Below are 26,092 nucleotides of genomic sequence, written 5' to 3'. Positions count from 1 at the left end.
CATGCCTCCCTGAAAGTCTGCCAACACCCGCTCACGTAAATCAACCGAGTACGCTTTCATCTGTGACTCCATGACATGGACACGTCACAGTATTTCATGTATTACCTGAATGCGCAAGATGGTTTTTGAAAATGCTCTAGTTTGATGTTAAGTCTCTATTCCAGTGCATTTGCCCAAACAGTCGTTGTGCCGCCTTCACGTGCCAACACTGAAGGCAACACCGTGTTCGGATACACCACTACGACTGCATTGACAGTACAACAACTGTACGGTTCCTCTTTGCTGAATGGTTTGCCTATCGGTAGCCAGATCACTGGAATGCAGTTCCGACAGAATGGCGGACAGCCATCTGGTCCTTCAACCGTCAGCTTTACACCGAATTTTGACATTTATCTGGGACCCTCGAATTTCCCTGTTGGTTCGTTAAGCACAGTGGTTGCAGCAAATCAGGGTCCGGGCACTGTACCGGTACGCAACGGGTCACTGTCTTTCGGAATCAACAGCTTTCCAGGTGGTACGTCACCCAATGCATTTGGCCCCGTCATTAACTTTACGACGCCTTACACTTATTCTGGCGGCGACCTGTTGATGACGTTCACTTGGAATTTTACTCAAGTCGGTAACAATATTGATTGGGACTTTGACAATTCCTTAGTGGGTGCCCAGTATCGACAGAGTCCTGAAAGCTTTTATAACAGTCCCACCGTTTCACAAAATGTCCCCAATGGTGCCTTGGTCGTGCAATTCCAGTATGCTGCGGTGCCTGAACCAACAACCCTGGCACTATCAGGTTGCGCGGTGTTGGTTGCAGGCGCATGGTACTATCGTAGGCGACAGAACCGCTTGGCAATTCTCGACTCGATTTCAGAGTGACATCGCATGCCCGTTGAGGGATTGGTGGCTGGTGTTGAAGCTATCGGGCTGCTGGTGCAAGCCCTGATTGAATTGATGATGGCTCTGATTCAGTTGGCAGGCATCGTTGTTGAACTGCTGATCCATGTTGTCGTATTCTTGTTCAGCTATTTCGCCAAAAAAGAAGTGACACCAGCTGTGTCGCTCAAAGACAAGTTGAGTGCATCCTGGCAGAAGCGTTTTGGGGCACAACCAGCAGATAGCCAGGAACAAGGCAAACTCAGCCACTGGAATCCGTACAGCAAACAAGCGACGCCACCGTTCCAGTGGAAACGCTGGCATACTTACGCTCTTGGAATCTGGCTGGGGTTATTGGCCACTGTGGCGATTCTTCTCTTTCTGATCTGGGGCAAGCGGTTTGACATCGTAGTAACAGAGCAGGAAGTGCAGGAAACGGTGGTAGAGCGATTTCCTATGACAAAGTCGATTCTCCAGGTAGCTGCGGTAACTTTCGAATCGCCTGTCATTCACCTGGATGAGAAAGCGAATCTAATTCACGCCAGCCTGGATTGCAAGATCACCATCAAAGGTGTGCCTTTCGACATGCGGGGAACGACTCAGATTACTGGTCAGATGGAGTATCGTCCTGATCAGGGAGCATTCTACCTGCAGGAATTGCAGATCAAAAAGATCGATCTCCGGGGTGTGCCTGCCCAGTGGGAAGTTAAGGCACGCGACGCGATGGCAATGGTAGCCAGGGAAGTGATGCGTGCCTTTCCTGTGTATCGCTTGAAGGAAGCAAATCTGAAGGAACGTGCCGCCAGGCTGGTGCTGAAGAAAGTAAGGGTAGAGCAGGGCCAGATGATTCTGACGATGGGCATCGGCGGCTGAGTCGATTTCTCCCCTCTCTCCCGGAGGGAGAGGGGTCGGGGGTGAGGGGGAGACCATTCCAAAGTGTTTCGCGCCATCTTGCATTGGGGTTGTCAGGAACTTGCCATTCCTCCTATAGTGCAGGGCTGTTGTAGCAGATTGTGCGAATGGTCATGGATAGACAGGAACCAGGGTAATGCTGAAACGAATGTTCAATCTGGTATTAAGCCTGGGTGTGCTGGTTGGGCTGGCTTATGTTCTCATCACCATGCTCTGGGGCAAACAGTTTGAAATTGTTATCACCGAACAGCAGGTGCAGCAGGCAGTGGCAGGCAGCTTTCCGATGACAAGAAAGATCATGCAGGTGACTGATCTGCGACTGGAAAACCCGCGCATCAACCTGGATGAAAAGCTGAACCGCGTCAACGCCCGTCTCGAAACCAGGCTACAACTACAGGGCATCCCCATTCCCGTGAAAGGGCACATCATCGCCAGCGGGCAACTCGATTATCATCCGGAAACTGCCACGTTTTCGTTGATTGATATCGAGATCAAAAAGATAGAAGTGAAGGTTTGCCGAACACTCTGGAAAACCGGGTACGGGATGGAGTAACGATCTTCACGAAAGAAGCCCTGGGCGCGGTGCCGGTCTATCGCCTGCAGGACAAGGAACTCACCGAACGCGCCGCCAAACTGGTGCTGAAAAAAGTGCGGATCGAGCAGGGAAAGATGGTGCTGACGATGGGGGTGTAACCAGTAACAACTCGATTGACAGGATTTGAGCAACTACTTTCCATCCTGATCAGCTTCCTCTCGGAATCGTATTATCACTTTATAGGTCTTGTATTCATCATGTAAGAACTTGGGCAATAGTTCAGTGAGTTGGCTCTTTGCGGCTTTCATGGCTTCTGGCTTGAATTTCTCTTGCTCCTCTCTTGCTTTGGAACTTAGTCGCTGACCAAGTACCTCTTCTTTCAAGTTATTCAGTGTTGAGTCGAATCGAGTCCAGTATTTGTAGACCTCCAACTCCTTCTTATTCTCGAGGTCCAGGTTTGGCTTCTTGAATTCAATATCGCTGAGATAGAGAGTTACAGTCCTATTTTGCTTACTGACAGTAATATCTGCAGAGATCACTTTCTTAAGATCAACAAAATACTCAAGGGTGCAAGGAACTTCATATTTAACACGTATGTCTCCAAGGGCAAACGGAGATTCACCACCAATTTCTAACTTGGCTTCAATGGATTTTACGACGAAATGAGAGGTTGTTTTATCGGAGGTGACTTGAAAAACACTATCGTAGAGTTTGCTAGGAAACAACTGGCTATCTGCGTACCTCCAAAACTGCCAGCCTTTTTCGGCAACAATAATGACAATGCGAATAGCAAACCCCCATACAGGCGGTGGTGGCACTTGAGCATTTGTGTTCTTTGTAAGTCCTATAATGATGAGAACAGCTAATGCGAATCGCATAGTTAATCTCCAAAGAGTGTGTAATTTGTTAAATATCATCTATGCAGCAAGACTCTTCATGCCATTTCGAATCTCTTCCTTGACCGTTTCAGGTTTGGCGAATTCAAATTCTACAGATTCAGCGCCAAATGCAGTTGCTATTGCATTCAGAGTTGTTTTTGCTGAAGCCTGAACTTGTCCCTCAATCGATTCATACAGCAGTTGTGCTTGTTCTGTTGCTTTCTCGCGGGCTTGCTCGATAAGGCTATTACGTTCTTCGAGCGAAAAATCAAATGTAAGTAAGCCGAGAAATCTTGCCCTTTGCTCGTGATAGAACTCTAGTTTTCTCGGGATTACCTCGCAGTTGTAAGGTGGCAGAACCAATCTGAAGCTGCCACTGCCTTCTTTATTCTCAATTCTCGTTTTGCGCAAGTTGTATCTAAATTCGATCTCGAAGTTACATATTGCAAGCATTTTCGCTCTTGTAAAAAGCAAAGTTGACAAAGTTACTGTAACAACTTCTTTTACATGTGCTTTGAGAACACAAAGTTCGCCGACTTCTTGGATTTTGCCCAATGCACTATCTATTGAGAACTGTCTTCTTTTTCGTGCCGGTGCCCATATTTTCCAGACAATTAATGCCAGTGAAACTGCAATTAGCGCGATCAACGCTAATGAGATAGCTGTCCACATTGCAAATGTCCTGAATTTGAATGTCGGAAATCCGCTCAATCCTACTTCATGTGAAAGTTGTTATCAAGCAATTAAACAAAGTACGTACACTCAATTATGATTGCGTTCGTTTCTTTTTACCAATCTTCAACAATGCACGTTCAATCCTCTCAATCGTAGTCACGCTGGGAGTATGCTTACCGGTTTCAATTCGGCAAAGTGTTTCGACGCGAATGCCTGCGAGGTTGGCGAGTTCTTTCTGGGTGAGGCCAGCTTTTCTTCGGTCTTGTATGATGTCCCGGGCGATAGAGACACGCATGTACTCAGCAGCCGGATATCCATGCTTGCCGCGCTTTGGAAATTCAGGAAGTGAAGGTTCACTATTCCCCCGTTTCATAGATTCGTACTCATCTCTTTCCAGGATGACGTATGCTTTTCCGTTGAGTGTAACTGGAGCAATGCTCATGATTAATCCTCGTAAAAGCCATCTCGATGGCCGATTTTCTCGATGATGATCAGGTCGTCGCTTACCCGAAACTGCAAGCGATAATCACCAGTACGGATTCGGTAGTGGCCTGCAAGGTTGGCACGCAGTGGTTTGGCTCCACTGACATCAGGCCAAAATGCCAACCGGTCAACGATTTTGAGTATCCTGGCACGGATAGCTTTTGGCAACTGGCTGGCTTCGTCAGCAGCCTGATCAGTCAAAGTAACAAGCATATCCAACTCTATTATACTCAATTGACATTCTTGTCAATTGGTGAATTGACAAGCTAAATCAAAATTCCCTTCACCGCCGCGTGTTCCTCTACCCCCGTCAGGCGGATATCGAGGCCCTGGAACTTGTAGCTCAGGCGTTTGTGGTCGATACCTAAACAATGCAGAATAGTGGCGTTGAGGTCGTGGATGTGGACGGGGTCTTTGGTGATGTTGTAGCTGAAGTCATCCGTTTCGCCGTAGGTGATGCCTGGCTTGATACCGCCGCCGGCCATCCACATGGTGAAGCAGCGGGGGTGGTGATCGCGGCCGTAGTTATCGCGGGTGAGGCCGCCCTGGCAATAAATAGTCCGGCCAAACTCGCCGCCCCAGATGACGAGCGTTTCGTCGAGAAGGCCTCGCTGTTTCAGATCAGTGATGAGGGCGTAGCAGGCCTGGTCGACATCCTTGCACTGGTTGGGCAGGTCGATGGGCAAGGCGAAGTGCTGATCCCAGCCTCGGTGGAAGATCTGGATGAAGCGGACATCACGCTCGATCATGCGACGGGCTAAGAGGCAACTGGCAGCAAAGGTGCCGGGCTTCAGCACATCAGGGCCGTACATATCGAGGATGTGCTTGGGTTCCTTGCTGAGGTCAGTCAGTTCGGGGACGCTGGTCTGCATGCGGAACGCCATTTCGTACTGGGCGATGCGGGTCTGCGTCTCCGGGTCGGTCATCTGTTCGTAGTGATGCTGATTGAGCCGGGCGATGGCATCGAGGGTTTTGCGGCGGGTGCCTGCATCAACGCCGGGCGGATTCGAAAGGAAGAGCACCGGATCGCCTTTGGAGCGGAGCGCTACTCCCTGGTGCTTGCTGGGCAGGAAGCCTGAACCCCACAGGCGGTTGTATATCGCCTGGGCTTCCTTGCGACCTGTCCATGAAGCAGTCATGACGACGAACTCGGGCAGGTTCTCGTTCATGGTGCCAAGGCCGTAGCTGAGCCAGGCGCCGAGGCTGGGCCGACCGGGAATCTGGTTGCCGGTGCAGATGTAGGTGACCGCGGGGTCGTGGTTGATGGCTTCGGTCCAGACCGATTTGATGAGGGCGATCTCGTCGACGATTTTGGCAGTGTACGGAATGAGTTCGCTGGCCCAGGTGCCATTCTTGCCGTGTTGACTGAACTTGTATTTTGAGGGCGCGATGGGGAAGCGGGTTTGGCCGCTGGTCATGGTGGTGAGCCGCTGGCCTTTGCGGATCGATTCGGGGAGGTCTTTGTCGAACATGTCCCCCATCTTGGGTTTGTAGTCCCACATGTCCATCTGCGAGGGACCTTCGTTCATGAAGAGATAGATGGCCCGCTTGGCCTTGGGAGCGAAGTGAGGCAACCCGGGGATGCCACCCTTGGCCTGTATCTTGTCACCAGCCTGGATGTTGGCGGGGAGCATGCCGGAGAGGGCGACAGTACCGAGTCCCAGCGCGCCCTTGGCAAAGAGCTGGCGGCGGGTGAGGAGATTCAAGGATTCGTGGTAGGGGGTCATTTAGTTAATCCTGTTACATGGCAGCCCGCAGCGCTAGCAAGGGGCGTTATACATTCGATCGACGTTCCTCGCTAGCGCGTCGGGCTGCCATTATTTTGTCACCGCCTCATCCAGGTTGAAGACGATATTGGCGATCATCGTCAACGCGGCTAGTTCTTGTTTGTTGAGTTTATCGTTGGGCTTGCTTTCGCCGATGGCGAGGAGTTTGTCAGCTTCGGTGGGTTTGTTGGTGTATTGTTTCAGGTGGTCGTGGTAGGCGGTTTTCAGGACGGCGAGTTCGCTTGCGTCGGCATCGCGGGCGAGGATGGATTTGAAGATAAATTTCAACCGGGCTACGGATAGATAAACCCCCTCATTCCCGGCTCCTCTCCCCGGGGGGGAGAGGGGGGAAGACATCGCGCGTTCTGCTAATGCTCTGGCGCATTCCACATATTGTGTTTCATTCAGCATCAACAGTGCTTGCAGTGGTGTGTTGGTGCGCTCTCTTCGAACCGTGCACGATTCCCTGGATGGCGCATCCATGGCGGACATTTGCGGTGGCGGTGCGGTGCGTTTCCAGAAGGTATAAAGACTACGGCGGTGGACTTTTTCGTGGCCGGTGTCTGCTTTGAAGTTAGCGGTGTTGCTGCTGACGTAGCCCACTGCTTCCCACAGGCCGTTGGGTTGAGGTGGCTTGACGCTGGGGCCGCCTAGTTTTTCGACGAGGAGGCCACTGACAAAGAGGGCCTGATCACGCAGCACTTCAGCATCGAGGCGATGGCGGGGGCCACGGGAATAGTAACGGTTGCCTGGGTCTTTGGCGTAGCGGTCGCTGCTGATCTTGGCAGATTGTTGATAGGTGTTTGACATCACCATCAGCTTCATCAGTTTCTTGACATCCCAACCTGACTCGCGGAACTCGACAGCGAGCCAATCGAGCAGTTCTTGATGCGTTGGTGGTTCGCCTTGCAGGCCTAGGTCTTCGGTGGTTTTGACGAGTCCGGTCCCGAAAACTTGCTGCCAGAAGCGGTTGACGGCGACACGAGCAGTGGTGGGATGGTTGGGATCAAGCAACCAGTTGGCCAAGCCGAGTCGGTCTTTCCTTTCATTTGGCTTCATCGGTGGGAACATAACGGGTGTGCCCCGTTCGACCTTGTCGCCTCGCTGATCGTACTCGCCACGCTTGAGGATGAATGCCTGGCGGGGTTCCTTGCGTTCCTTGAAGATCAGGGTTGCGGGGATGCTTGAATCAAACACTTCCCGGTCCTGCCTTGCCTTGGCCAATTCATTATGCAATGCAGTAAAGTTCTCGCGAGTGGTGGGATTGATGTATTCCAGGAAGTACTCTTTGAGTTCCTGTTTTTGAGCATCTGTTCGCTTTTCGAGCGACACTTTGATCAGCTTTTGTATATTTTGAGGCAACTTGGCGCCACCGATTGATTGCTCATATTCCAGCCAGCCATTCAATGAATCAAACCACTGCTCGCCCTGTTGAGTTTTGGTAACGATGCCAGCCTTGTCCCAGGTGACGGTGCCATCGAATTGGGTGAAAGCCCAGCCCGTGATGACATCTCCCGGTTTGAGACCTACCTTGTCGACTGGTATATTGAGTCGCACCCATCGTCCTGGCTCCGGCAACGCACCCATGTATTGTCGGGAGCCGGTCTTGTCGGTTCCCCAATCAATCTTGTTCTCCCCCCAGTAGGCACGGTGTTTCCAGTCGACAGTATTCCACTGGAGCATGATTTCTTTGGGAGGATCCTTAGGATCGAGGTAAACATAAGCAAACAGTGAATCACCAGTTCCAATAACCAGACCGCGCAAGGCTCCTTCGACAAAATGCTGACTCAAGCCCTTTGCAGTACGGGTATGAGCAAATTTTCCTGAAAAGACTGGTGCCGTTGGGCTACTGACAAACATCCATTTGCCGTTATGACTCCCGTCGCTGCTGACTTTGGCTCCTTTGGGCAAATCATCGTCAATCCATACATGGTCAGAACGTACGGTTGGAGATTTCTTAACGACTAGCTTTGGCTCTTCATACTTGATATGAGCTAGTTCGGTTTTGATTTTCTGCGTAACGGCATCAATCTGCTTCTGCATCTCAGCGAGCTTGGCCAGTTGCTCTGGTGTGCCTACTTTGGTAATGGGAGCATGGCGGGCGGCGTTGCCATCGAGTGGCGAGCCATCGATGTTGTTGAAGAATGCGAAGAACTGGTAGTACTCCTTAGTGGAGAAGGGATCATACTTATGATCGTGACAGCGGGCGCAGCCTACGGTTAATCCCAGGAACACGGTGCCAAACGTATCTACCTGGTCAACAACGTTACGGACGTAGACTTCCTCTTCGATGGAGCCACCCTCACTGGTGGTGACATGGCAACGGTTGTAGCCGGTGGCGATGATCTGATCGAGCGTAGGGTTGGGGAGCAGGTCGCCGGCTAGTTGTTCGGTGATGAACTGATCGTAGGGCTGGTTCTTGAGGAAGCTCTTGATCACCCATTCACGGTAGGGCCAGGCTTCGCGGTAGTTATCCAGGTGCAGGCCATGCGTGTCGCCATAGCGGGCGACATCGAGCCAATGTCGGGCCTGATGCTCGGCGTAGCGTGGGCTGGAAAGTAAACGATCAACTACCTTCTCGTAAGCCTGGGGAGAGTTGTCTGCCAGGAAAGCATCAACATCAGCAGGCGTGGGCGGCAGACCCGTGAGATCGAGATAAACTCGTCGGAGTAGTTGCGATTTGGTAGCTGGTGGCGAAGTAGTCAGTCCCTGTTCATTGAGTTTGGCGAGGATGAACGCATCAATGGTGTTGCGAATCCAGTCGCTTTGTTTAATGCTTGGCGGGGTGAGTTTCCTAGGTGCTTCAAACGCCCAATGGTTCGACCAGTTGGCGCCCTGCTTGATCCATACTTCGAGAATTTTCTTCTGTTCAGGTTTGAGTGGCTTGTTGTGCTTGGCCGGTGGCATGACCTTGTTCTTTTCGTCGCTGTTGATGCGTTCGACTAGCAGCGAAGCCTCGGCATCGTTAGGTTTAACGACGAAGTTGTCGCCGAGTTTTCCGAAAAGGCCATCTTTGGTGTCGAGCCGTAAGTCGGCTTTGCGAGTCTTCTCATCGGGGCCATGACAGGCGTAGCAATGATCAGAGAGAATAGGTTTTATCTGACGATTGAAATCGATTTTGGGAGTCGCGGGTGGTTGAGCATTTCCCTGTTGATTATGGATGGCAAAAACAGTCAGCAGAATGCAACAAACAGCCAGCAGGCAGATACGGCTAACCGTCATAATGCGCCTCGGAGAGAGCAGGCAGGTGGGATTACCAGCAGTAATAATATCTTACCCGCTAAAATGGGGGAGTCGATGGGATTTGGGTGTGGAAAATGTCAAAGCTCATAGCATTCGCAGGCTTACCCGGAACAGGTAAATCAACGCTGGCCAAGGCTTTATGCAAATCCTTGAACGCAGTTCTGTTGAATAAGGATGACATTCGAGCAGCCTTATTTGCCTCTGAAAATATCGAATATTCGGGGCAGCAGAACGATTTCTGCATGGATATTCTCTATCAACTGGCTGTGTTTCATGCTGAACGGAACCCCGACAGGCACATCATCATTGATGGACGAACCTTTTCGAAATCTGAACAACTGATGCAATTGCGGGAATGTACGACACGTTGTCAGCGAGACTTGATTCTCGTGGAATGTGTCTGTTCTGATAATGTCGCGAGAAGCAGGTTGCGGCAAGATCATGAGCAGAGCCTGCATCCTGCAGCAGACAGAAATGAAGCTCTCTATGATCAGGTAAAGGCGACCAGTGAACCGATTGCATTGCCGAGCATTACAGTGAATACGGAAGATGAATCGTTGGAGAGGAACATCCAACTCATCCTGCAGGCCGTTCGTCTTGCAAAATAAAAACACCCCACTGCGGGAGGTGGGGTGTTGCGGATTACAGCTTTGGCTCTACTTTTTCACAGGTGGCATGGGCTTCGGCGGTACTATTTCCTTGGGCATCGGTTTGGGTGCCACGTTTTGGGGAACAGATTCCGGTGCAGGCTTGACGAGAGTTTGCGAGGGAGCCTGCTTTGCTGCAGAGTCTGATTCAAAAAGAATAATCCCTTTGCTGGCACAGTCAGTGCAGGAATGCCCTGTGACAGACTGTCCGGTAGCTACTTCAGGCCCGCAAGCCTGGTGCCATTGCGTCCACTTGGTGTTGAAGTAACCGAAGCAGGCTTCTTCCGCGAGCACACCGTTGGGGCAAGGCGCCTTGGGACGAGCGTACGGCTTTTGGCCTGGTGGATATTTGCTGACATCGGTTGCCCAGGCGCAGTTGGTGCAGATGACAAGAAACGCGAGACAGAAAATCTTCCGTGACATGTTATGCTCCTGATACCGACAGGTATGGATATATCATTAGCGTCGTGCTGGTCCGCCCTGACCAGGTCGCATAGCTCCACCTCCTGATCTGTTGAGACCCGGAAAGTAATGCCCAAAGTTCATAAAGGTGGCAGCGTGTCCAGTGGCCTGAATGCCTTCCTGTGGTTGATTCCTGGATGACAATGCTGATTGCCGAAGGTTGTTGTAATCCTGATTGAGATTCATCAGGGCGTTCTGGGTCATGTTGTTGGGGCGTACAATGCCATAATAATTCGTTGCTGCATTGGCACCGCCTCGATTGAGATTAAGCCAGTTGAATGCGGTGGAAGGAGGCGCTCCCTGGGCATGCAGATCTGTTGTGTAACCCATTGAAGCTGTCAGGATGATGGCGAAAGTGAGTCGTTTCATGGCTTACCTCTCTATCCAGCATTGTCGTATGGTGTCAGTATTCTACCAGTGCTTTCACGTAGTTGAAAGCACCAGGGATGTAGAATGTGGTTTAGAATCCACCGTTATTAAAACCACCCTGGTTCTGGCCAGAGAGTCCACGCACCACGGAGTTACCCAACAGGCTGAAACCCATGATTCGTTCCCATGGAGCCAGGAAGCGAGCGAGCAGGGTGTCGGCAGTGATCAGTGGTTCCGCCATGACGTAGACGCGATCGCCGGGCAGCACTTGATAATTCGTAGTGGTATTGGCTCCCATGGCAATGGCTTCCCAGTTCACAGCCAGTGTTTGATCCGGGCCGTGTCCGGAAGGTGCAGGACGGGCAACCCAGATACGTCGCTTGGAAGCTACAGCAGGCAAACCGCCGATCTTGCCAAGTGCATCAAGCACCGTTTCGTTGCCAGTGGAAGGAATGGGGTAAACCTGTTCGCCGAAACCACCGCCATCGGTGATGACATAGAAGACTTTGCTGTTGTACGAGAAGATGTCTACCGAGATTTCAGGCTTCTGCAGATACTTGGTAAGGTGAGTTTCAATCGCCAGCTTGGCCTGTTCCAGCGTCAGCCCGGCAACATAGACCGAGCCGTAGAGACCCAATCCAACAGTACCATCGGGACGGACCAGGTGGTCACCCTTGATTTGCTGCATGCCACGGAACTGAGCCAGGGCAACAGTAACTTTGGAATCGGTAAGTCCCACGACATCTTTCATGTGCTTTTCGAGAACCTCGCGTGCTTCTTCGACTGTCTTGTCAACCAGAGAGACTTTGCCATAGGTTGGTCCAAGGTTCACCGTGCCATCAGGATCGATGGGGAAGATGCCTTGCAGAGGTTGGTCAGGCAGTGCTTTAGGTACATTGATCGAAACTGTATCGAGAGGGCTGAGCTTATAAGGTGGAATGGGTACCACACGTATGGCATCAATCAAAAGAATGTCTGGTGCAGCAATCGTGTAGGGTGGATGTGTCACCATCGAGAGTTCACGAGGCACGTCAGGTACGCAGGTAACATTATCACAAGGGGTGCTTTGACAACCCAGGTTGGTGCATGATATCAAAGCAATTGAAAACAAAGCCAGAAGCGTACGCATGGACCAACTCCGCATCAGCCTGTCAGGATAGGTTGCGGGCATGCCTGACCGGGCAAACGATGTAGAACCGCAATAGGTGAATCGGTTGGTAAAGCAGGCAATCTTGATACGTTCAGCGCTTATGGACAACCTGGTAAGGTTGTTGTGTTATGCAAAGCTGGAATAGATGGAAAATCTTACCAGGATTAAACTGTTGTGTTTTAATAATTGTTTTCACGCTGCAGATCAATTGAAGTTTGCAGTGATTATCAGTTTTGTTTGCCAGTTGTTCGAATTTTCGTTGAAGTCTCTCTTCACATAAAGCTGGTAAATGGCTATGGTTCGCGCGGCAGCGTGGGCGTTGGGGGGCTGTCGGCTAACATGCCGCAATTTATTCCAGCAGTTGCAAAAACTGGTGCGGGATCGATGAGTTTGCCTCTCATCAAGCTGAGCCTCCGTACGGGTTCAGGTGCTGAGCAGAAATTCGAATTTCGAAGTGACTCCATTCTGATCGGTCAACAGGGTGATTTAGTCATTCCTGAAGCCAGTCCATCCACCAGCTACCTGGCAACCGTGACGACTGGCGGCTTGAGAATCAGGCAAGTTGGTTCAACTGCGCCAGAAACATTTATTCTGAAACTGCGCGAAAGCTGTACTCTGGATGGAGCTCAACTCAAACTCGATTTTCTTGCGGAAACCACGCTGAGTGGTTTCAAATCACAGCAGGATACCAGTGTTCAATTGCATGAAGTGAATGAACTGAAGCAGCAGTTGCTGAAAGAAAAGCATGACTGGGAAAGTGAAGCAGAGCGGCAGGCTGAAGCTCTTGCAGTGAAAATGCGCGAAGTGCAGGACAAGGCCAAGCTGCTGGAATCGGAACGCAGAGAACTGGAACAGTGGCGTGCCAGTTTGAAGCAGGAAACAGTCAAGGATAATTCAAGACACGATCTGCAATCGGTGCGTGAGGAATTGTGCAAGCTGCGTGATTCGCTCTATCAGCAGTATCGCCAGCGTCGCGATGCAGTGGCAGCGATGCGCGAGGCGGTACGCCATGCAGCAGAGAAAGTGCAGTCCGAAAAGAGGCAACTTAGTGATGAGCGATTGCAATTGACGCAGGTCTCATCTACTTGCCAGGCTGAACGCCTGAAGTTGAACGAGCAGCAGAATGAATTGGCCAAGCAGGCACAACTGCTGGAAGAGTGGCAAACACAGTTAGCAGAAGATCAGAAAAAACAGGCTGCAACGCAGGTCTCGCTGGTTGCAGAAAAAGAACAACTCAATTCGCAAACCAGCGAACTGCATGCGGACCTGGTACGACTGCAACGATTCAAGGAATCGATGGACAAACGAGATGCCTTGTTGCAATCGCGTGAGAAGGAATTGCAGACGCGCGAACAATACTGGAGTGGAGAACTGCCCAGGCTGAACGGGTTGAAAACCAGCCTGGAGCAGGCACAGCAACTGTTAGCTGCTGATCAGGAAAAACTGCAACAGCAGCAACGCGCACAACAACTGTTGCAAGAACAACTTCAGGCAACACAAAAACAACTGGAACAGGAAAAACAGACATTCACACAAAGACTAACTGGTTGTGCTGATTGGGAACGGCAACTGGGGCAGGATCGCCTCCGGCTGGATCGTGTGGAAGAGGAAATCAGCCGACAGCAACAATCATTGCAAGATCGTATCAAGGAGCATGAATCACTGTCCGCAAGTTGGGCACAGGAGAAAGTGGCACACGAAGCCCTGATGCAGCAGCTTCAGACAGAAATCGAAGCTGCCCGAACTATTCTTGCCATGCGGGAAGAGATGGAGCAGCAACTTGCGGCTCGTGAAAGTGCGATACAGGAAACACAGGCAGAACAGCATCATCAGCATGAGCTGTTGCAATTCCGTTTCGAGAAGGTTCATCGGTTGCGTGTCAGACTGCATAAGCAAAGACGACTGTTGCGTGAACAGTTGCTGAACATGAATCATTCTGAAAGTGCGCACGAATCGTTGCAGGAACAACTGCGTCGTCGCATGGCAGTACTGGCACAGCGGGAATCGGAACAGCAGCAACTCGAATCAACCTGGCAGGCACGCATGGAACAGGTGCAGGCCAGCGAAAACGAGTGGCTTCAGAGGAATCAGGAGTGGGAAAACAGCCTGCAGACAGATCGTCAGTTGCAGGAAGAACGTCGACAATCGTTAGATGCACAGGCTCTGCAATTGCAGCGAGATCGTGAGCAACTGCTTGAACAGCAACAACAACTGGAACTGCAGAAACAGCAGCTTGCCGAGCAACGACATTTGACCATACAGCAGCAGGAACAGGCTGCTGGTCAGCGATCAGAACTCGAACAGGCCAGGAATGCTTTCAGCGAGATGCTGCCTGCGCTGCTCCGTAGTGCTGAAGCCATTCTGGAAAGAATGTCAACCGCACGCACGCAGTGGCGCACGCAACTTCAGGAAATTCATGCGTACCGTCAGCGGTGCATCGATGAACTGTCAGGTCAGCGCGATGAAGTCCGCCAATCCATGCAACAACTCGATGAGCGATTCCAAGTGCTGTCGCGCCTGCAGGATGAACATCGTCTGGAAGCAGCAGCGTTGCGGCAGGATTGTCTGCACTGGCAGTCGCAGATGGAGCATTTGCAAAAGCAATGGCAGTGGCATCAGCAGGAACTGCAGGAAAAATCAGAGCAACTGGCTCATCAGAAGCAGGAGCTAAAACAGAATCATGAACGCCTGGAGATTAGATCTGCTGAGTTGATGGACAAGGAAGAAGACGTTCATTTCCGTCGTTCCGAAGTCAATAAGCATCTTTCAGACATGCAGGGTTGGTATCGAGACAAGCTGAAAGACCTGGCAGAGAAGAAGCTGCCTGCAACGGCAGGTGCCGAAGATGTACAGCTTTACGATCCGCCTCACATTCTGCCTCTCAAATCAACACGGACTGGCAGCGATCAGCACCTGGCAGATTTGCTCAGTGGCATGGGATTGATCGATGCTTCAACCTTGCAGTCGCTCATGCAGGAGACTCACAAACAGCGAATCACGCTGCGTGATTGCTTGTTGCAGAATGAGTTCCTGTCAACTTTCCAGATGGAATTGATCGAAGCAGGGCAATTGGAAGCTCTGGTATTAGGTTCATTACGCATCATTGATCGATTACGTCAAAGTGCGATGGAGACTATTTACCGCGTCTTTGATCCACGCATTGGCGATGAAGCACTGCTCAGGCAACTTTCCGCATCAGTCGATGCCAACTGGCAGGATGAATATCGGCAACTGTTCAGCCAGGCAGCTCAGGTTCAGCATTCGAATGTCGCGGGAACTTTTGAAGTATTGAGTATGTCCGGGAGCCCTGCAGTGTTGCAGGAATGGCTGATCGGGTTGCCTGGATCAGAATGGACAGGTCTGATCAATGATCCTTCGGTGGCGCTCAAATTGATTCAGCAACTGGCATCGGGCCTGGCAGCACTGCATGATGTCGGCCTGGTGCATGGACAACTGCATCTTGGCCGATTGTTGCTGACACCTGCAGGTGAGTTGAAAATATGCGGTGCCGGTGAGCCACGCTGGCTCAGTGGTCTGGCTAGTACCACGGAGCCTGTTCAGTCGGATGATGTAGCCACTGCTATAGCACTCGCTTTACCCTGGTGTCGCGGCAGGGGACGAAGCGGTGCGATGGCCGAATTCGTCAAGAAACTGGAATCGAAGCAGATAGAGACTGCGGAGCAACTCAAGACGGCAGCTTATGCTGTACAACGCAGTCTGCCTGGCGATGAGAAGGCCTGGCAGCAACTGCTCCATTTTGTACAGGACCGCTTATCTGGCGGCGACATGACAGTGATGAAGAAATCGGCGTAGTTTATTGCTACTTCAACATTCCTGCCACGCAGGCATTGATCAGGGTGGCGATGAAGCCAACAAAGAGTGCTTTCATTCCCAACTTGGCCAAGTCAGTACGCCGTTCTGGAGCCAGTGCGCCGATGCCACCGAGTTGAATGCCAATGGAAGCAAAGTTGGCAAAGCCAGTGAGGGCGTAGACTGCCAGCTCTTTTGATCGCTTGGATAATTCCTGGAACTCTGCTCCATTTTTTAATGTGAGGTATGCTACATGCTCGTTGGCAGCGAGTTTGATTCCCAGCAGCGTGCCCACCTGGTTGGCTTCCTCCGGGGCGACGCCGATCAAGACTGCTATGGGGGCAAAAAGAAATCCGAAAATATCCTGCAGACGCAGCGTATCAGGCCAACTGGTAAACCACTCTTTCGGCAGGTTCATCGCCAGGAACATCGGCTTGATGCTGCTAAGCAGTGCATCAAACATCGCGATAAAGGCGATAAAGCCAATCAGCATGGCTGCTACGTTCAGCGCCAGGTATAAACCATCCTTCACTCCCGCAGCAATAGCATCGACAGCATTGACATGTTGCGAAGGTACTTCGATCTTGGCAGATCCCAATGTCGCTGGTTTTTCAAGCTCGGGCATTATGAGCTTGGTCAGGTAGAGACTGCAAGGACATGCCATGATGCAGGTACACAAGATGGCAACAGGATCGGCACCGTAGCTGATGTAGACAGCCATCATACCGCCGGAGATGTGTGCCATGCCGGAAGCCATCAGAGCCAACAGTTCGGAGCGGGTCATGTGAGGGACAAATGGCTTGACAATCAAAGGCGCCTCGGTTTGCCCCATGAAGACGTTGGCCGCCACTGAGAGTGTTTCTGCGCCGCTGGTTCCCATCAGATACATCATGATGCGTGCCATGATACGCACCAGTAATTGCAGAACCCCCAGGTAATAGAGTAGGCTGAAAAACGCCGAGACGAAAATGATCGGTGGAAGCGCGCGGAAGGCGAAGACAAAGCCGTTGTTCTTTCCAAAAACTTTGTCCATTTCTTTCGGTTGTGCCAGTACTCCAAATACAAATTCAGCACCTTTATCGGAGCATTCGATCAGCTTGGTGATGCCTGATCCGACTACCTGAAAAAATGCTTGCACATGTGTGGAATAGATCACCAGAATTGCCAGCGTGAACTGCAGCAGCAATCCCCAGATGATAGTTTTCATGTTTACTGCACGCAGATTAGTGGAGAATGATGCGGCGAGCAGTAATAGTGCGAAGAATCCCAAGATGGCCTGGCCACGATATCCCAATGTCGGGCTGAGCCAGTTGGCGAGCACAGCAAGGATAGCTACGATCAGCCAGAGTCCAAGCCGCCAACTCCACGGGGTGCCTGATTTTGAAACTGCAGACATGGATTACTTTCGCTCAAATGAAATAATCAAGACCGTGCATTATGTGTTGCGAAATATCCGGTAGCAATTCAAAAGTGAGAAAAACAACAGCTTACTCAGATTGACTGCGGCGAGCCTTCATTTGATTGAGATAGATTTGCCTGAGTTGTGCCAGATCGGCGTCATACCGTCCCGTTTTGAAATCGGGAAACGTCCATTCAAAGGGTTGATACCGGCCATGGCCATAGCGGGCGACCAGGTCGGCATAGATGCCTTGCGATAAATAAATCTTCTGTCCCAGGCCTTTGACACTGGCGAGGACGATTTTGTTGTGATCGAGATAGCCGATGTCAAGGTTGATGGTGCGCTTGGGTTGCAACCCCCTCACCCCCACCCCCTCTCCCGCTGAGGGGAGAGGGGAGACAGACAGGCTGGCTTCCAACTCATTACACCACAGTTTCGCCACAACCAGTTCTTCCGGCGAGAGCAACTTATCAAACGCAATCAACTCGCGCTGCAGATTGTCTCCCATTTCCTGTTGGTAGTAATCTGTCTGATCAAAAGGGTAAGGCTTACTCTGATAATCAATACTACCCCACTGCTGCTCCAAAAGAGGCAACACATTCTGCAGTGCGCTCTCGCTGGAATAGAGCACCGCAATGATGTACTTCACCAGTGGTGCAGGCTGAGGCTGGGCCATCGTTACGCCTCTTTCCGATGCAATAGGTTTAGAGCATCAACCACTAGTGATGGATGAATGCCGAAGATAGTGGTGATGGTTTCAGGCATCTTGCCCGGCTCGATCTCCTGTCTCTGCGACTCGCCTTTCGTTCTGATGAGCAGATGATTCTTCTGCAGATACATTTGCTTATCATCGATTATCTTTGACAGTACCGGGTACTTCATCATGTCAAACTGAAAAGACTGATCCCAGGCAGCCAGGAATTGATGTGTATCTACAGGATCAGTTTTATAGGTGAGCCGATAAGTTGACTGGCTATGTTGAAGTGTTTTTAACTCCATGCGATTATGTGTCTTGTCGGGAATCAGTTCCACTTCGTTGAAGCTGGTGGGTATGTGGATAATTACGTCACGCGGAATTGGAATGGGTTCAACAAGAAGATAACCTGGGTCAATCAGATGCCGAATGCCGTTGATCCAGACGATGAGTGCAGTGTGGGTATTGGGACCATATCGGCGATCGGCTAGGATGGGTTCCGCTTGGTAGTCGAGGGCACGAATCAGTTGCAACAGTGTCCAGGTGAGGGAGTAGCAGGTGCCGCCCGCACCCAGTTGATAGAAATCCTGCAGCACCTCCTTTGGCAACCGGCGGGCTTCTTCGAAATTGCTGGTTTGATCGTCCCGCACTATCTTGGAGAGGTTTTCGTAAGGCAGGCATGCGAAGCTGGTAGTGATCTGGGAGAGCAGTTCACGCGGCGATTGTGTTGGATTGATGCCCTGATGCTTCAGGAAATGCTGCAGCAGCTCCTGGGAATGAGCCTCGGACTGTTTCACAAAATCAGGCATACTCAGTTGTCGCAATTGGTGGAGAAGTCGTTATACTCCAGACGGTAACAGTTTCCCAAGAAAGTCACAGCCATGAACCGACGAATCTTTCTTCAAGCATCTGCAGCATCTGCCATTACCCTGGGCAGTTTCAATCCTCTGCGTGCCGGTACACGTCTTGGACTGTCGGCATCGGGCAAACCCCTGAAGGCAGCGGTGCTGGGCACGGGCTGGTTCGGCATGGTCAATTGCCGACGTATGCTCGAGGTGGCCCCGGAGATTCAGGTAGCTGCGCTGTGTGATGTGGATCAGAAACAACTGGACGGTGCGGTGAAGCAGGTTGTCGAGAAAGGACAGAAGGAACCCCGGAAGTATGGCGATTTCCGCAAGTGCCTGGCTGATGACAAGTACGACATTGTGATTGTCGGCTCGCCCGATCACTGGCACCCGTTGCTGGCGATTGCAGCAATGGAAGCCGGTGCGGATGTCTACGTTGAGAAGCCGATTTCCAAGGATATTGCGGAAGGGAAAGCGATGCTGACAGCGGCCCGCAAGCTGAACCGCGTGGTGCAGGTGGGAACGCAGCGGCGAAGTACCCCTCATGTCGTGCAGGCACTGGAGTTCATTCGCGAAGGCAAGCTGGGCACAGTCACCCGTGTTGAAACGTGCTGTTACTACCATATGCGGTCACGCACCACCGCACCCGATTGTCCGCCGCCTGAAGGTTTTGATTTTGATTTCTGGAGCGGCCCGGCCCCGTTGGTGAAGTATCATCCTGAAATCCATCCGCGTGCCTGGAGAAGTTACTGGGAATACGGCAACGGCATCTGTGGTGACATGTGTGTGCATTGGCTGGATACTGCCCGGTACATTCTCGATCTGAAGCAGCCGAAGCGAGTAGCATCGACTGGCGGCATCTTTGTGGAGAAAAAATCGCGAGCTAACATTGCCGATACGCAATCAGCCATCTTCGATTATGGCGATGTACAGGTGACTTGGGATTACCGCTCATGGGGACGGCCGGCAAACGAGAAGTATCCCTGGGCTGCCACGTTCTTTGGTGATAAAGGCACCATGCGGCTGAATCTGGAACGCTATGAAGTCGAGTCGATGGCCGGCGGCATCTCTTCCGAAGAAGCTAGCACAATAGTCAGCGATACGGATCATTATCCAAAGACAGGCCCTGATCCGGTCGCCTTGGGCAATCGAGGCCACTGGAAGAACTTTCTGCAGTGTATTCAAACTCGCGAGAAGCCTGTCGCAGATATTGAACAAGGCCACCAGAGCACGCTGGCCTGCATCCTGGCGAATATGAGCATGAAACTGGGCCGCGAACTGAAGTGGGATGCTGCCAGCGGAAAGATTGTCGGTGACGAGCAGGCTCAGAGCATGTTGCAGGGAGCATACCGTGAACCCTGGGAGCACCCGGCGAAGAAGTATGCGTAGAGTTGCTTGGTGGGTGCCATCGTTTGCATGTACTCGTGCTTTCGATGCCTTGGCCCAACATGGTTACGACGGGTACGTCGAAACCATGGCACCCATGGTGCGAGCCTTCTAAGGCAATGTCGTCATCATCCCCGCCACCCTTCGGAAGAACTCCTGATTGAACACCACATGCGTGCCGCCGGGAATGTGGCAGAACTCCTTACGTGGGCTGACGGAGCAGGCGAACAACTCTTCACCATGATGGAAGGGCACCACATCGTCATTATCGCCGTGCGCGATCAGGAGTGGGCCGGTGTAGTGTGAGAGTTTGCTGCGGTTGTCGAACTGGTTCTTCATGAACCATTTCACAGGAAAGATGGGTAGAAACTCCTGGGCACGGTCGGGCAGGGTGGTGAAGGTGCTGAGCAGGATCAAGCCGGCGTGAGGTTTTTTCACAGCCAGGTTGCAGGCGACGCCTCCGCCGAGCGATTGCCCGAAGATCATCAATCGTTCGGGCTTGATTTTCTTGACAGTGAGCAGCCAGTCGTAGGCAGCATCAGCAGAATCGTAACAGCCAGTTTCCGTCGGTGTGCCGGTGCTGCCGCTGTAGCCGGGGTAACCGAAGGCCAGCACATTGACCTTGCTGCTCTTCTGCAGAATGGGAACAATCATCGTGTGCAGCGTCAGGTTGCCACCGGTACCGTGGCAATAGAGTATAGTCCACTCAGCCTCTTCCTGAGTGCACCACCAGCCACGCAACTGGTTGCCGGTGGGGCAAGGGATAGTTACCTCTTCGTAGTTCAACTCAGGTGTGGCAATGTGCAGCTCCTCAAAACTGATGGGCTGAAACAGCAGTTTATCTTCCAGCAAAACCAGCGCGATAATCGTCAGGCAGTAGAGCACGGCCAGACACGCAAAGTGCAGGATCAGGCTGCGTCGGGCTTTGGCAACGCCAATCCGACGACGGTCACGATAGTAACCCAGAACAAATAATGCAGGAATGATGAGGAGAGGCCACCACATTTTTGCGTGAACCTTATGCTAAGTCATCATGGGAATATAGCATAATCTCTGACCAACCACGACCTGGAATAATGCATCATGTTTTTGAACTACACGCGACTGGTACTGATGGTTGTTTTCCTGCTTGTTCCGAGCCTGCTCTTTGCCCAGGCTGAACGAATCGAGCAGAAGCTACAGGCCAAGCTCGATGCGCTGTTCAAGCAAAGCAGCATCCCCGGAGTTTCGGCAGCAGTAGCCATGCCTGATGGCAAAGTGATCAGTGTAACGGCAGGCTGGGCTGACAAGGAAGCTAAGAAGAAGATGGCCGCTGACACCTTGCAGATTCAAGGCAGCGTAGGCAAGACTTATGTTGCAGCCATCGCTTTGCAACTCATTCATGAGAAGAAGCTGAATCTGGATGAGAAGGTGCATACCTATCTCTGCCATCAGCAATGGTACTCTAAACTGCCTAATGCCAGCGACATCACCGTTCGCATGCTGATGAACCACACCAGTGGCATCATGCGGTATGAACTAGATCCGAAGTTCATTGCTGACTTAACGAAGTCACCAACGAAAGAGTGGAAACCTGCCGAACGTCTCGAGTATGTCTTCGGCAAGAAGCCTAAGTTTGAAGCGGGCAAAGGCTGGGATTACAGCGACACCAACTATATCGTGCTAGGGCTCATCATTGAAGAAATGACTGGCAAGAGCATCGAAGACCTGATCAAGACTCGACTGCTCGAACCACTTGGCCTGAAACAAACGATGTCTACCAACCGCCTCACCATCCCCGGCCTGGCCCAAGGCTACGCTGGCCCACAGAATCCATTCGGCGGCAAAGAACTGATGCTGAACGCCGATGGCTCAATGATCGTTAACCCCCAGTTCGAATGGACCGGCGGCGGGATGGCTTCGACCACGGCCGACCTCGCAATGTGGGGCAAGTTGATGTACGAAGGGAAAGCGTTTGATGCTTCGATGTTGCCGATCATGCTCCAAGGTGTGAAAGCCCCCATGCTAGGCCGAGATGCTCAGTATGGCCTGGGTGTCATTCTGCGACCCACTCCGCACGGCAAAACCTACGGCCACAGCGGCTTCTTCCCTGGCTACATGACCGAAATGATGCACTGGCCGGAGAGCAAGATTTGCGTGGCCGTGCAGGTTAATACGAGTGAGTTTCAGAAGGTGAAGCCGCGGCTGACGCAATGGGCAGTGGAGTTGGCGGGTGTTTTGAAATGAGTATTCCAAAAGCGGCGCGACGTCAGTCCGCCGGTTCAACTCGCAATCGCAGCAAGTCCACACCGGCGAGCTAACGCTGCGCCGCTCTTGGAATTTAATTAATTCATCTTCTTCAGCGATATCGTTAGTCCCATCCCCTCAGCTTTCACCTCCGTCGTGAACGCATCAGCAGGCAGCATAGCGGGCCATTCCTTCGTCAGCGTTTCGCTGGCGATGTAATCCTTGAACGTTGCGATGGCTTCGTTCAGCTCTGGTGCTGCTGACTGCAACACCAATGCAATGCGATCCTCCATCTGCAGGTCCGACTTCTTGCGAAGGTCCTGCACCTGGCGGATCACTTCACGGGCCAGGCCTTCTTCCTTCAACTCCTTGGTCAGACGGGTATCGATGGCGAGCATTGTGAGTTTGTCAACGACCCCGACCCAACCTTCTGCGCCGATCATTGTAAGACTCATGTCATCTTTCGTGACAATGAGTTGAAGTCCGTCTATGGTCAGAGTGTGACTATCCAAGCCACCACTGGCCACAGCAAACAACTCAGCCGATCCTGATTCGATTATTATCTTTGCCTCTTGAAGTTTTGCTCCAGCTTTGGGTCCTAATGACTTTAGGTTTGCCTTAATCCGCATGGTAAGCAAGATACCTTCACCCTCTGGTAGGTGCAGCTTTTCTGTATTGTCAAAACTACCGTGTAAACTCACTCTCTTCACATTCAATTCTTCCTTGATCTGCTCCGCAAACCGCTTCACTGCTGATGCATCCGCTTCATCCGCAGGCTGCACCTTCAGTTCCGCCAGTGGTTGGCGTACCTTGATCTTGGCCGTGTTACGGGCTGCGCTACCGAGAGACACAATACGCAATAGCGCATCCATCTCTTTAGAGAGCGTTTCGTCCATCAACGTACTGTCAGGCTGTGGGTAGTTGCAGTGGTGTACACTCTCTGCAGCCCCCTCACCCCCGGCCCCTCTCCCTCCAGGGGAGAGGGGAGACAGAACCAGATTCTGATACATCGCCTCCGTAAAGAACGGCACGATGGGAGCCATCAGCTTCGTCAGCGTCACCAGAACCGTATAGAGAGTCTGGTACGCGGAGAGCTTATCCATATCCCCCGCACTCTTGCCTCGCCAGAAGCGACGACGGCTTCTACGCACATACCAGTTGCTCAGCTTGTCATCAATGAACTGCTCCGCTGCCAGAACGAAGCCGGGCAGGTTGTACTCCTCGAATGCCTTGTGGGCCTGCTGGATCAATAGCTGCAAATCCGAGAGAATCCAGCGGTCGAGATCGCTTCGTTCCGCAATGGGTACCTGAGGTGTTGACGGGTCAAACCCATCGAGCCGTGCGTAGTTGACGAAGAACGCATACGTGTTCCACAGCTTCATCACCACCTTGCTGCGCACTTCATCAGCAGGGCCGGGGCCGAAGTTGATGTTGCTGGCCGGGTTGGTGCGACAGTACAACCAGCGCATAACGTCCGCACCCATCGGCGGATACTTGGCTTTGAGGGCCTGCGTCTTCTTCCCCTGATGAACCACTTCACCAATCTCCCAGCCCAGTGCTGACGAAGGCAATGGCGTCTTCATCGCTGTCTCAGGCGATTCGTTTGGCTTCAGATCACGGAAAGCAATCGAGTAACCATCGCCAGCAGCACCTTCGAAAGGAATGGAGTTGCCAGCCGACTTGTGCATCTCCTCGCCCTTCTCATCGCGCACCAGCCCATGCCCCAGCAGCACCTTGAACGGTGGCTGATTCTCCAGCATCGTACTCATGGCCAAGAGGGCATAGAACCAGTTCTTGAACTGGCCCGGGAAGCACTCGGTGATGAAATCCGCAGGGAACCACTTCTGCCACTCAGACTTGTTCTCGGCATAGTACATCGTCGAGAACGGCACGATGCCAGCATCGAGCCAGGGGTTACCAACATCGCCGATACGCGACATCAGGTTGCCGGTGGTCTTGCTCTTGATTTTGATCTTGTCGATCCACGGCCGGTGGGGCGTATGGCCTTCGAAGTCCTTCCACCCTTCCACTGCCCGTTCCTTGAGCTCTTCCTTGCTGCCGATGACCTCAAACTCGCCCGTCGCTTCATCCACCCAGATGGGCAGCGCCAGGCCCCAGTAGCGTTTCTTGCTGATCATCCAATCGCCCATGTTCTTGAGCCAATCCAGCTCGCGGGCTTTGCCGTTGATCTGCTCCGGCAGGAACGTGGCACGGTTGACGACATCCATGATCTCGTTACGCCAGCTCATCGAGATGAACCATTCATCGACGAGGCGGAACAGCAGCTCCGTCTTGCAGCGCCAGCAATGGGGGTAGCTGTGTGGATAGCGTTCAAACGAGACCAGCAGGTTGCGAGTCTTCAGATCCTCCAGCACCCAGTCGGCAGTGCTGGGTTCATACGCAGCCTTGCCCGTGAGTGGCCCGAAGCCTTCAAAGTAGATGCCATCTTCGCCAAGTGGAGCGATGGGTGGCAAGCCGTGAATCTTCCCGAGCCCGAAGTCTTCCTTACCGCAACCGGGAGCGATGTGCACGATGCCGGTACCTTCGGTCTCGCCTACATCTTCCCAGGGGATGACCTTGTGGACAGCCTTGCTCGATACCTTCGGGCACCATTTCAATTTCTCTGCCACCCGGGCCACTTCTTCGGGGTAGCCAAACGGATGATCCTGAGCAGGCAGATGATCGTACGGACCATCGTACTGCCAGCCGAGCATCTGCTCGCCCAGCACCTCGCCGACGACTTCGTAACCACCCTTCTCTTTCAGGTGCTGTGCGATAGGCCGCAGCTTGGGTACACCATCCACCCATTCACCGCGCTTGAAGTCTTCCTCCCGCCGAGCCGTTGTGAGCGCCCCCTTGGCGATGTAGAGTATCTCGTCCTTGTGCTTCACCTTCAGATAGGTGAGCTTGGGATTGACCGCTGCCCCCACATTAGAAGAGAGCGTCCACGGAGTGGTGGTCCAGACGAGTAGGTTCTCGCCGGGCTTACCACGCAGTGGAAACTTCACAAACACCGCATTGTGTGCAACGTTCTTGTACCCCTCTGCCATCTCCATCTGCGACAGCCCCACGCCACACCGTGGACACCAGGGCATCGCATCGTAGCTGTGATAGACCAGCTTGCGATCATGGCACTTCTTCAGAAACCCCCAGATGGCATAGTTGTTCCGTTCCGCCATCGTGAAGTAGCTGCGACGGTCGTCAGGCTTCTTCTGCCAATCCTCCTCGCGATCCCAATCCATCCAGTAGCCTAGCCGGATCGACTGCTCGGTCTGCTTCTTCGCAAAGGTGTCCACCCGGTTCTTGCACTCAGTCACGAACAGATCAATGCTCGCAAACGGATCGCCAGGCACCAGGTTCTCGATGTCACGCTTGGAGCCTAGCTTCTTCTCTTTCTCCACCTCCACTTCCACCCACAGCCCCTGGCAATCGAAGCCGTTCTGGTACCGCAGATGCTTGCCCAGCATCGACTGATACCGCTGGAACGCATCCTTGTACGTCCGCCCCCAGGCATGATGCACCCCCATCGGGTTATTCGCCGTGATCGGCCCATCCAGAAACGACCAGCGAGGCCCATTGGCCCTAAGTTCTTGCAACTTCTCAAACGCCCGCATCTTGTCCCAAAAGGCCAGGATCTCGTTTTCCTGAGCGGCGAAGTTGATTGAGGTTTCGACTTTAGCGAAGGGCATATTGAGCCTCAGAACGTGCTTGATCATTGCTGCTATGAACTGAATAGTGTACG

22 protein-coding genes are annotated in these 26,092 nt (G+C 52.3%); 8 read left to right on the top strand and 14 right to left on the bottom strand.

Annotated features, from left to right (window positions below):
- Nucleotides 1-186 precede the first annotated feature (186 nt).
- From JNJ77_19615 to JNJ77_19600, 4 genes are all read left to right on the top strand, one after another.
- Nucleotides 187-873, top strand: a complete 687-nt coding sequence (locus tag JNJ77_19615; GenBank protein ID MBL8824804.1) for a hypothetical protein — start codon at nucleotides 187-189, stop codon at nucleotides 871-873.
- A gap of 6 nt (nucleotides 874-879) precedes the next feature.
- Nucleotides 880-1,743 carry a DUF1439 domain-containing protein gene (locus JNJ77_19610; GenBank protein MBL8824803.1) on the top strand — a complete coding sequence of 288 codons (864 nt, stop codon included), beginning with the start codon at nucleotides 880-882 and terminating at the stop codon, nucleotides 1,741-1,743.
- Between the two features lie 175 nt (nucleotides 1,744-1,918).
- Nucleotides 1,919-2,335: a DUF1439 domain-containing protein gene (locus tag JNJ77_19605; GenBank protein MBL8824802.1), complete on the top strand. Its 417-nt coding sequence runs from the start codon at nucleotides 1,919-1,921 to the stop codon at nucleotides 2,333-2,335.
- Nucleotides 2,296-2,475 carry a hypothetical protein gene (locus JNJ77_19600; GenBank protein ID MBL8824801.1) on the top strand — a complete coding sequence of 60 codons (180 nt, stop codon included), beginning with the start codon at nucleotides 2,296-2,298 and terminating at the stop codon, nucleotides 2,473-2,475. The genes JNJ77_19605 and JNJ77_19600 overlap by 40 nt, the downstream gene beginning before the upstream one ends.
- A 33-nt stretch (nucleotides 2,476-2,508) precedes the next feature.
- Here JNJ77_19600 and JNJ77_19595 read toward each other — a convergent pair whose 3' ends face one another.
- The 6 genes from JNJ77_19595 to JNJ77_19570 form a co-directional block, all read right to left on the bottom strand.
- Complete coding sequence (locus JNJ77_19595; protein ID MBL8824800.1) at nucleotides 2,509-3,195, bottom strand: DUF4230 domain-containing protein; 687 nt, start codon at nucleotides 3,193-3,195, stop codon at nucleotides 2,509-2,511.
- A 39-nt stretch (nucleotides 3,196-3,234) separates the two neighbouring features.
- Nucleotides 3,235-3,867 carry a DUF4230 domain-containing protein gene (locus tag JNJ77_19590; protein ID MBL8824799.1) on the bottom strand — a complete coding sequence of 211 codons (633 nt, stop codon included), beginning with the start codon at nucleotides 3,865-3,867 and terminating at the stop codon, nucleotides 3,235-3,237.
- Between the two features lie 94 nt (nucleotides 3,868-3,961).
- Nucleotides 3,962-4,312, bottom strand: coding sequence for a helix-turn-helix transcriptional regulator (locus JNJ77_19585; GenBank protein MBL8824798.1), 351 nt, complete (start codon nucleotides 4,310-4,312; stop codon nucleotides 3,962-3,964).
- Between the two features lie 2 nt (nucleotides 4,313-4,314).
- Nucleotides 4,315-4,566: a type II toxin-antitoxin system RelE/ParE family toxin gene (locus tag JNJ77_19580; protein ID MBL8824797.1), complete on the bottom strand. Its 252-nt coding sequence runs from the start codon at nucleotides 4,564-4,566 to the stop codon at nucleotides 4,315-4,317.
- 53 nt (nucleotides 4,567-4,619) lie between these two features.
- Complete coding sequence (locus JNJ77_19575) at nucleotides 4,620-6,080, bottom strand: DUF1501 domain-containing protein (GenBank protein MBL8824796.1); 1,461 nt, start codon at nucleotides 6,078-6,080, stop codon at nucleotides 4,620-4,622.
- Nucleotides 6,081-6,170: 90 nt separating this feature from the next.
- Nucleotides 6,171-9,341 carry a PSD1 domain-containing protein gene (locus JNJ77_19570; GenBank protein MBL8824795.1) on the bottom strand — a complete coding sequence of 1,057 codons (3,171 nt, stop codon included), beginning with the start codon at nucleotides 9,339-9,341 and terminating at the stop codon, nucleotides 6,171-6,173.
- 95 nt (nucleotides 9,342-9,436) lie between these two features.
- Here JNJ77_19570 and JNJ77_19565 point away from each other — a divergent pair, with 95 nt between their 5' ends.
- Nucleotides 9,437-9,970 carry an ATP-binding protein gene (locus JNJ77_19565; protein ID MBL8824794.1) on the top strand — a complete coding sequence of 178 codons (534 nt, stop codon included), beginning with the start codon at nucleotides 9,437-9,439 and terminating at the stop codon, nucleotides 9,968-9,970.
- A gap of 48 nt (nucleotides 9,971-10,018) precedes the next feature.
- On the opposite strand, the gene JNJ77_19560 is transcribed toward JNJ77_19565, so the two are convergent.
- The 3 genes from JNJ77_19560 to JNJ77_19550 all read right to left on the bottom strand — a co-directional run bounded on the left by JNJ77_19560 (nucleotide 10,019) and on the right by JNJ77_19550 (nucleotide 11,969).
- Nucleotides 10,019-10,432: a hypothetical protein gene (locus JNJ77_19560; protein MBL8824793.1), complete on the bottom strand. Its 414-nt coding sequence runs from the start codon at nucleotides 10,430-10,432 to the stop codon at nucleotides 10,019-10,021.
- A gap of 36 nt (nucleotides 10,433-10,468) precedes the next feature.
- The gene (locus tag JNJ77_19555) at nucleotides 10,469-10,840 is read right to left on the bottom strand and encodes a hypothetical protein (GenBank protein MBL8824792.1); all 372 of its coding nucleotides are present in this window, start codon (nucleotides 10,838-10,840) and stop codon (nucleotides 10,469-10,471) included.
- Between the two features lie 91 nt (nucleotides 10,841-10,931).
- Nucleotides 10,932-11,969 carry a polysaccharide biosynthesis/export family protein gene (locus JNJ77_19550; protein ID MBL8824791.1) on the bottom strand — a complete coding sequence of 346 codons (1,038 nt, stop codon included), beginning with the start codon at nucleotides 11,967-11,969 and terminating at the stop codon, nucleotides 10,932-10,934.
- Nucleotides 11,970-12,374: 405 nt separating this feature from the next.
- Here JNJ77_19550 and JNJ77_19545 point away from each other — a divergent pair, with 405 nt between their 5' ends.
- Nucleotides 12,375-15,803 (top strand): hypothetical protein, encoded by a 3,429-nt coding sequence (locus JNJ77_19545; protein ID MBL8824790.1) that lies wholly within the window; start codon nucleotides 12,375-12,377, stop codon nucleotides 15,801-15,803.
- Between the two features lie 7 nt (nucleotides 15,804-15,810).
- Here the strand turns inward: JNJ77_19545 and JNJ77_19540 are convergent, their stop codons facing one another.
- The 3 genes from JNJ77_19540 to JNJ77_19530 form a co-directional block, all read right to left on the bottom strand.
- Complete coding sequence (locus JNJ77_19540) at nucleotides 15,811-17,196, bottom strand: Na+ dependent nucleoside transporter domain protein (GenBank protein MBL8824789.1); 1,386 nt, start codon at nucleotides 17,194-17,196, stop codon at nucleotides 15,811-15,813.
- 91 nt (nucleotides 17,197-17,287) lie between these two features.
- Complete coding sequence (locus JNJ77_19535; protein MBL8824788.1) at nucleotides 17,288-17,875, bottom strand: DUF4416 family protein; 588 nt, start codon at nucleotides 17,873-17,875, stop codon at nucleotides 17,288-17,290.
- Between the two features lie 2 nt (nucleotides 17,876-17,877).
- The gene (locus JNJ77_19530) at nucleotides 17,878-18,702 is read right to left on the bottom strand and encodes an arylamine N-acetyltransferase (protein MBL8824787.1); all 825 of its coding nucleotides are present in this window, start codon (nucleotides 18,700-18,702) and stop codon (nucleotides 17,878-17,880) included.
- 72 nt (nucleotides 18,703-18,774) lie between these two features.
- Between JNJ77_19530 and JNJ77_19525 the strand changes: the two genes are divergently transcribed.
- The gene (locus JNJ77_19525) at nucleotides 18,775-20,127 is read left to right on the top strand and encodes a Gfo/Idh/MocA family oxidoreductase (GenBank protein ID MBL8824786.1); all 1,353 of its coding nucleotides are present in this window, start codon (nucleotides 18,775-18,777) and stop codon (nucleotides 20,125-20,127) included.
- Between the two features lie 108 nt (nucleotides 20,128-20,235).
- Here JNJ77_19525 and JNJ77_19520 read toward each other — a convergent pair whose 3' ends face one another.
- On the bottom strand, nucleotides 20,236-21,129 hold the full coding sequence (locus tag JNJ77_19520; GenBank protein ID MBL8824785.1) for an alpha/beta hydrolase: 894 nt from the start codon (nucleotides 21,127-21,129) through the stop codon (nucleotides 20,236-20,238).
- 78 nt (nucleotides 21,130-21,207) lie between these two features.
- On the opposite strand from JNJ77_19520, the gene JNJ77_19515 reads away from it, so the two are divergent.
- Complete coding sequence (locus JNJ77_19515; GenBank protein MBL8824784.1) at nucleotides 21,208-22,350, top strand: beta-lactamase family protein; 1,143 nt, start codon at nucleotides 21,208-21,210, stop codon at nucleotides 22,348-22,350.
- Between the two features lie 98 nt (nucleotides 22,351-22,448).
- On the opposite strand, the gene ileS is transcribed toward JNJ77_19515, so the two are convergent.
- A complete protein-coding gene (gene ileS / locus JNJ77_19510) occupies nucleotides 22,449-26,039 on the bottom strand; it encodes an isoleucine--tRNA ligase (GenBank protein ID MBL8824783.1) in 3,591 nt (1,196 codons plus the stop codon).
- Nucleotides 26,040-26,092 lie beyond the last annotated feature (53 nt).

It is taken from the genome of Planctomycetia bacterium, assembly GCA_016795155.1.
In the GTDB taxonomy this organism is placed as follows: Bacteria; Planctomycetota; Planctomycetia; order Gemmatales; family HRBIN36; genus JAEUIE01.
Note: the sequence above shows the minus strand (reverse complement) of the source record. Positions and strands in the feature narration are given on the sequence as shown.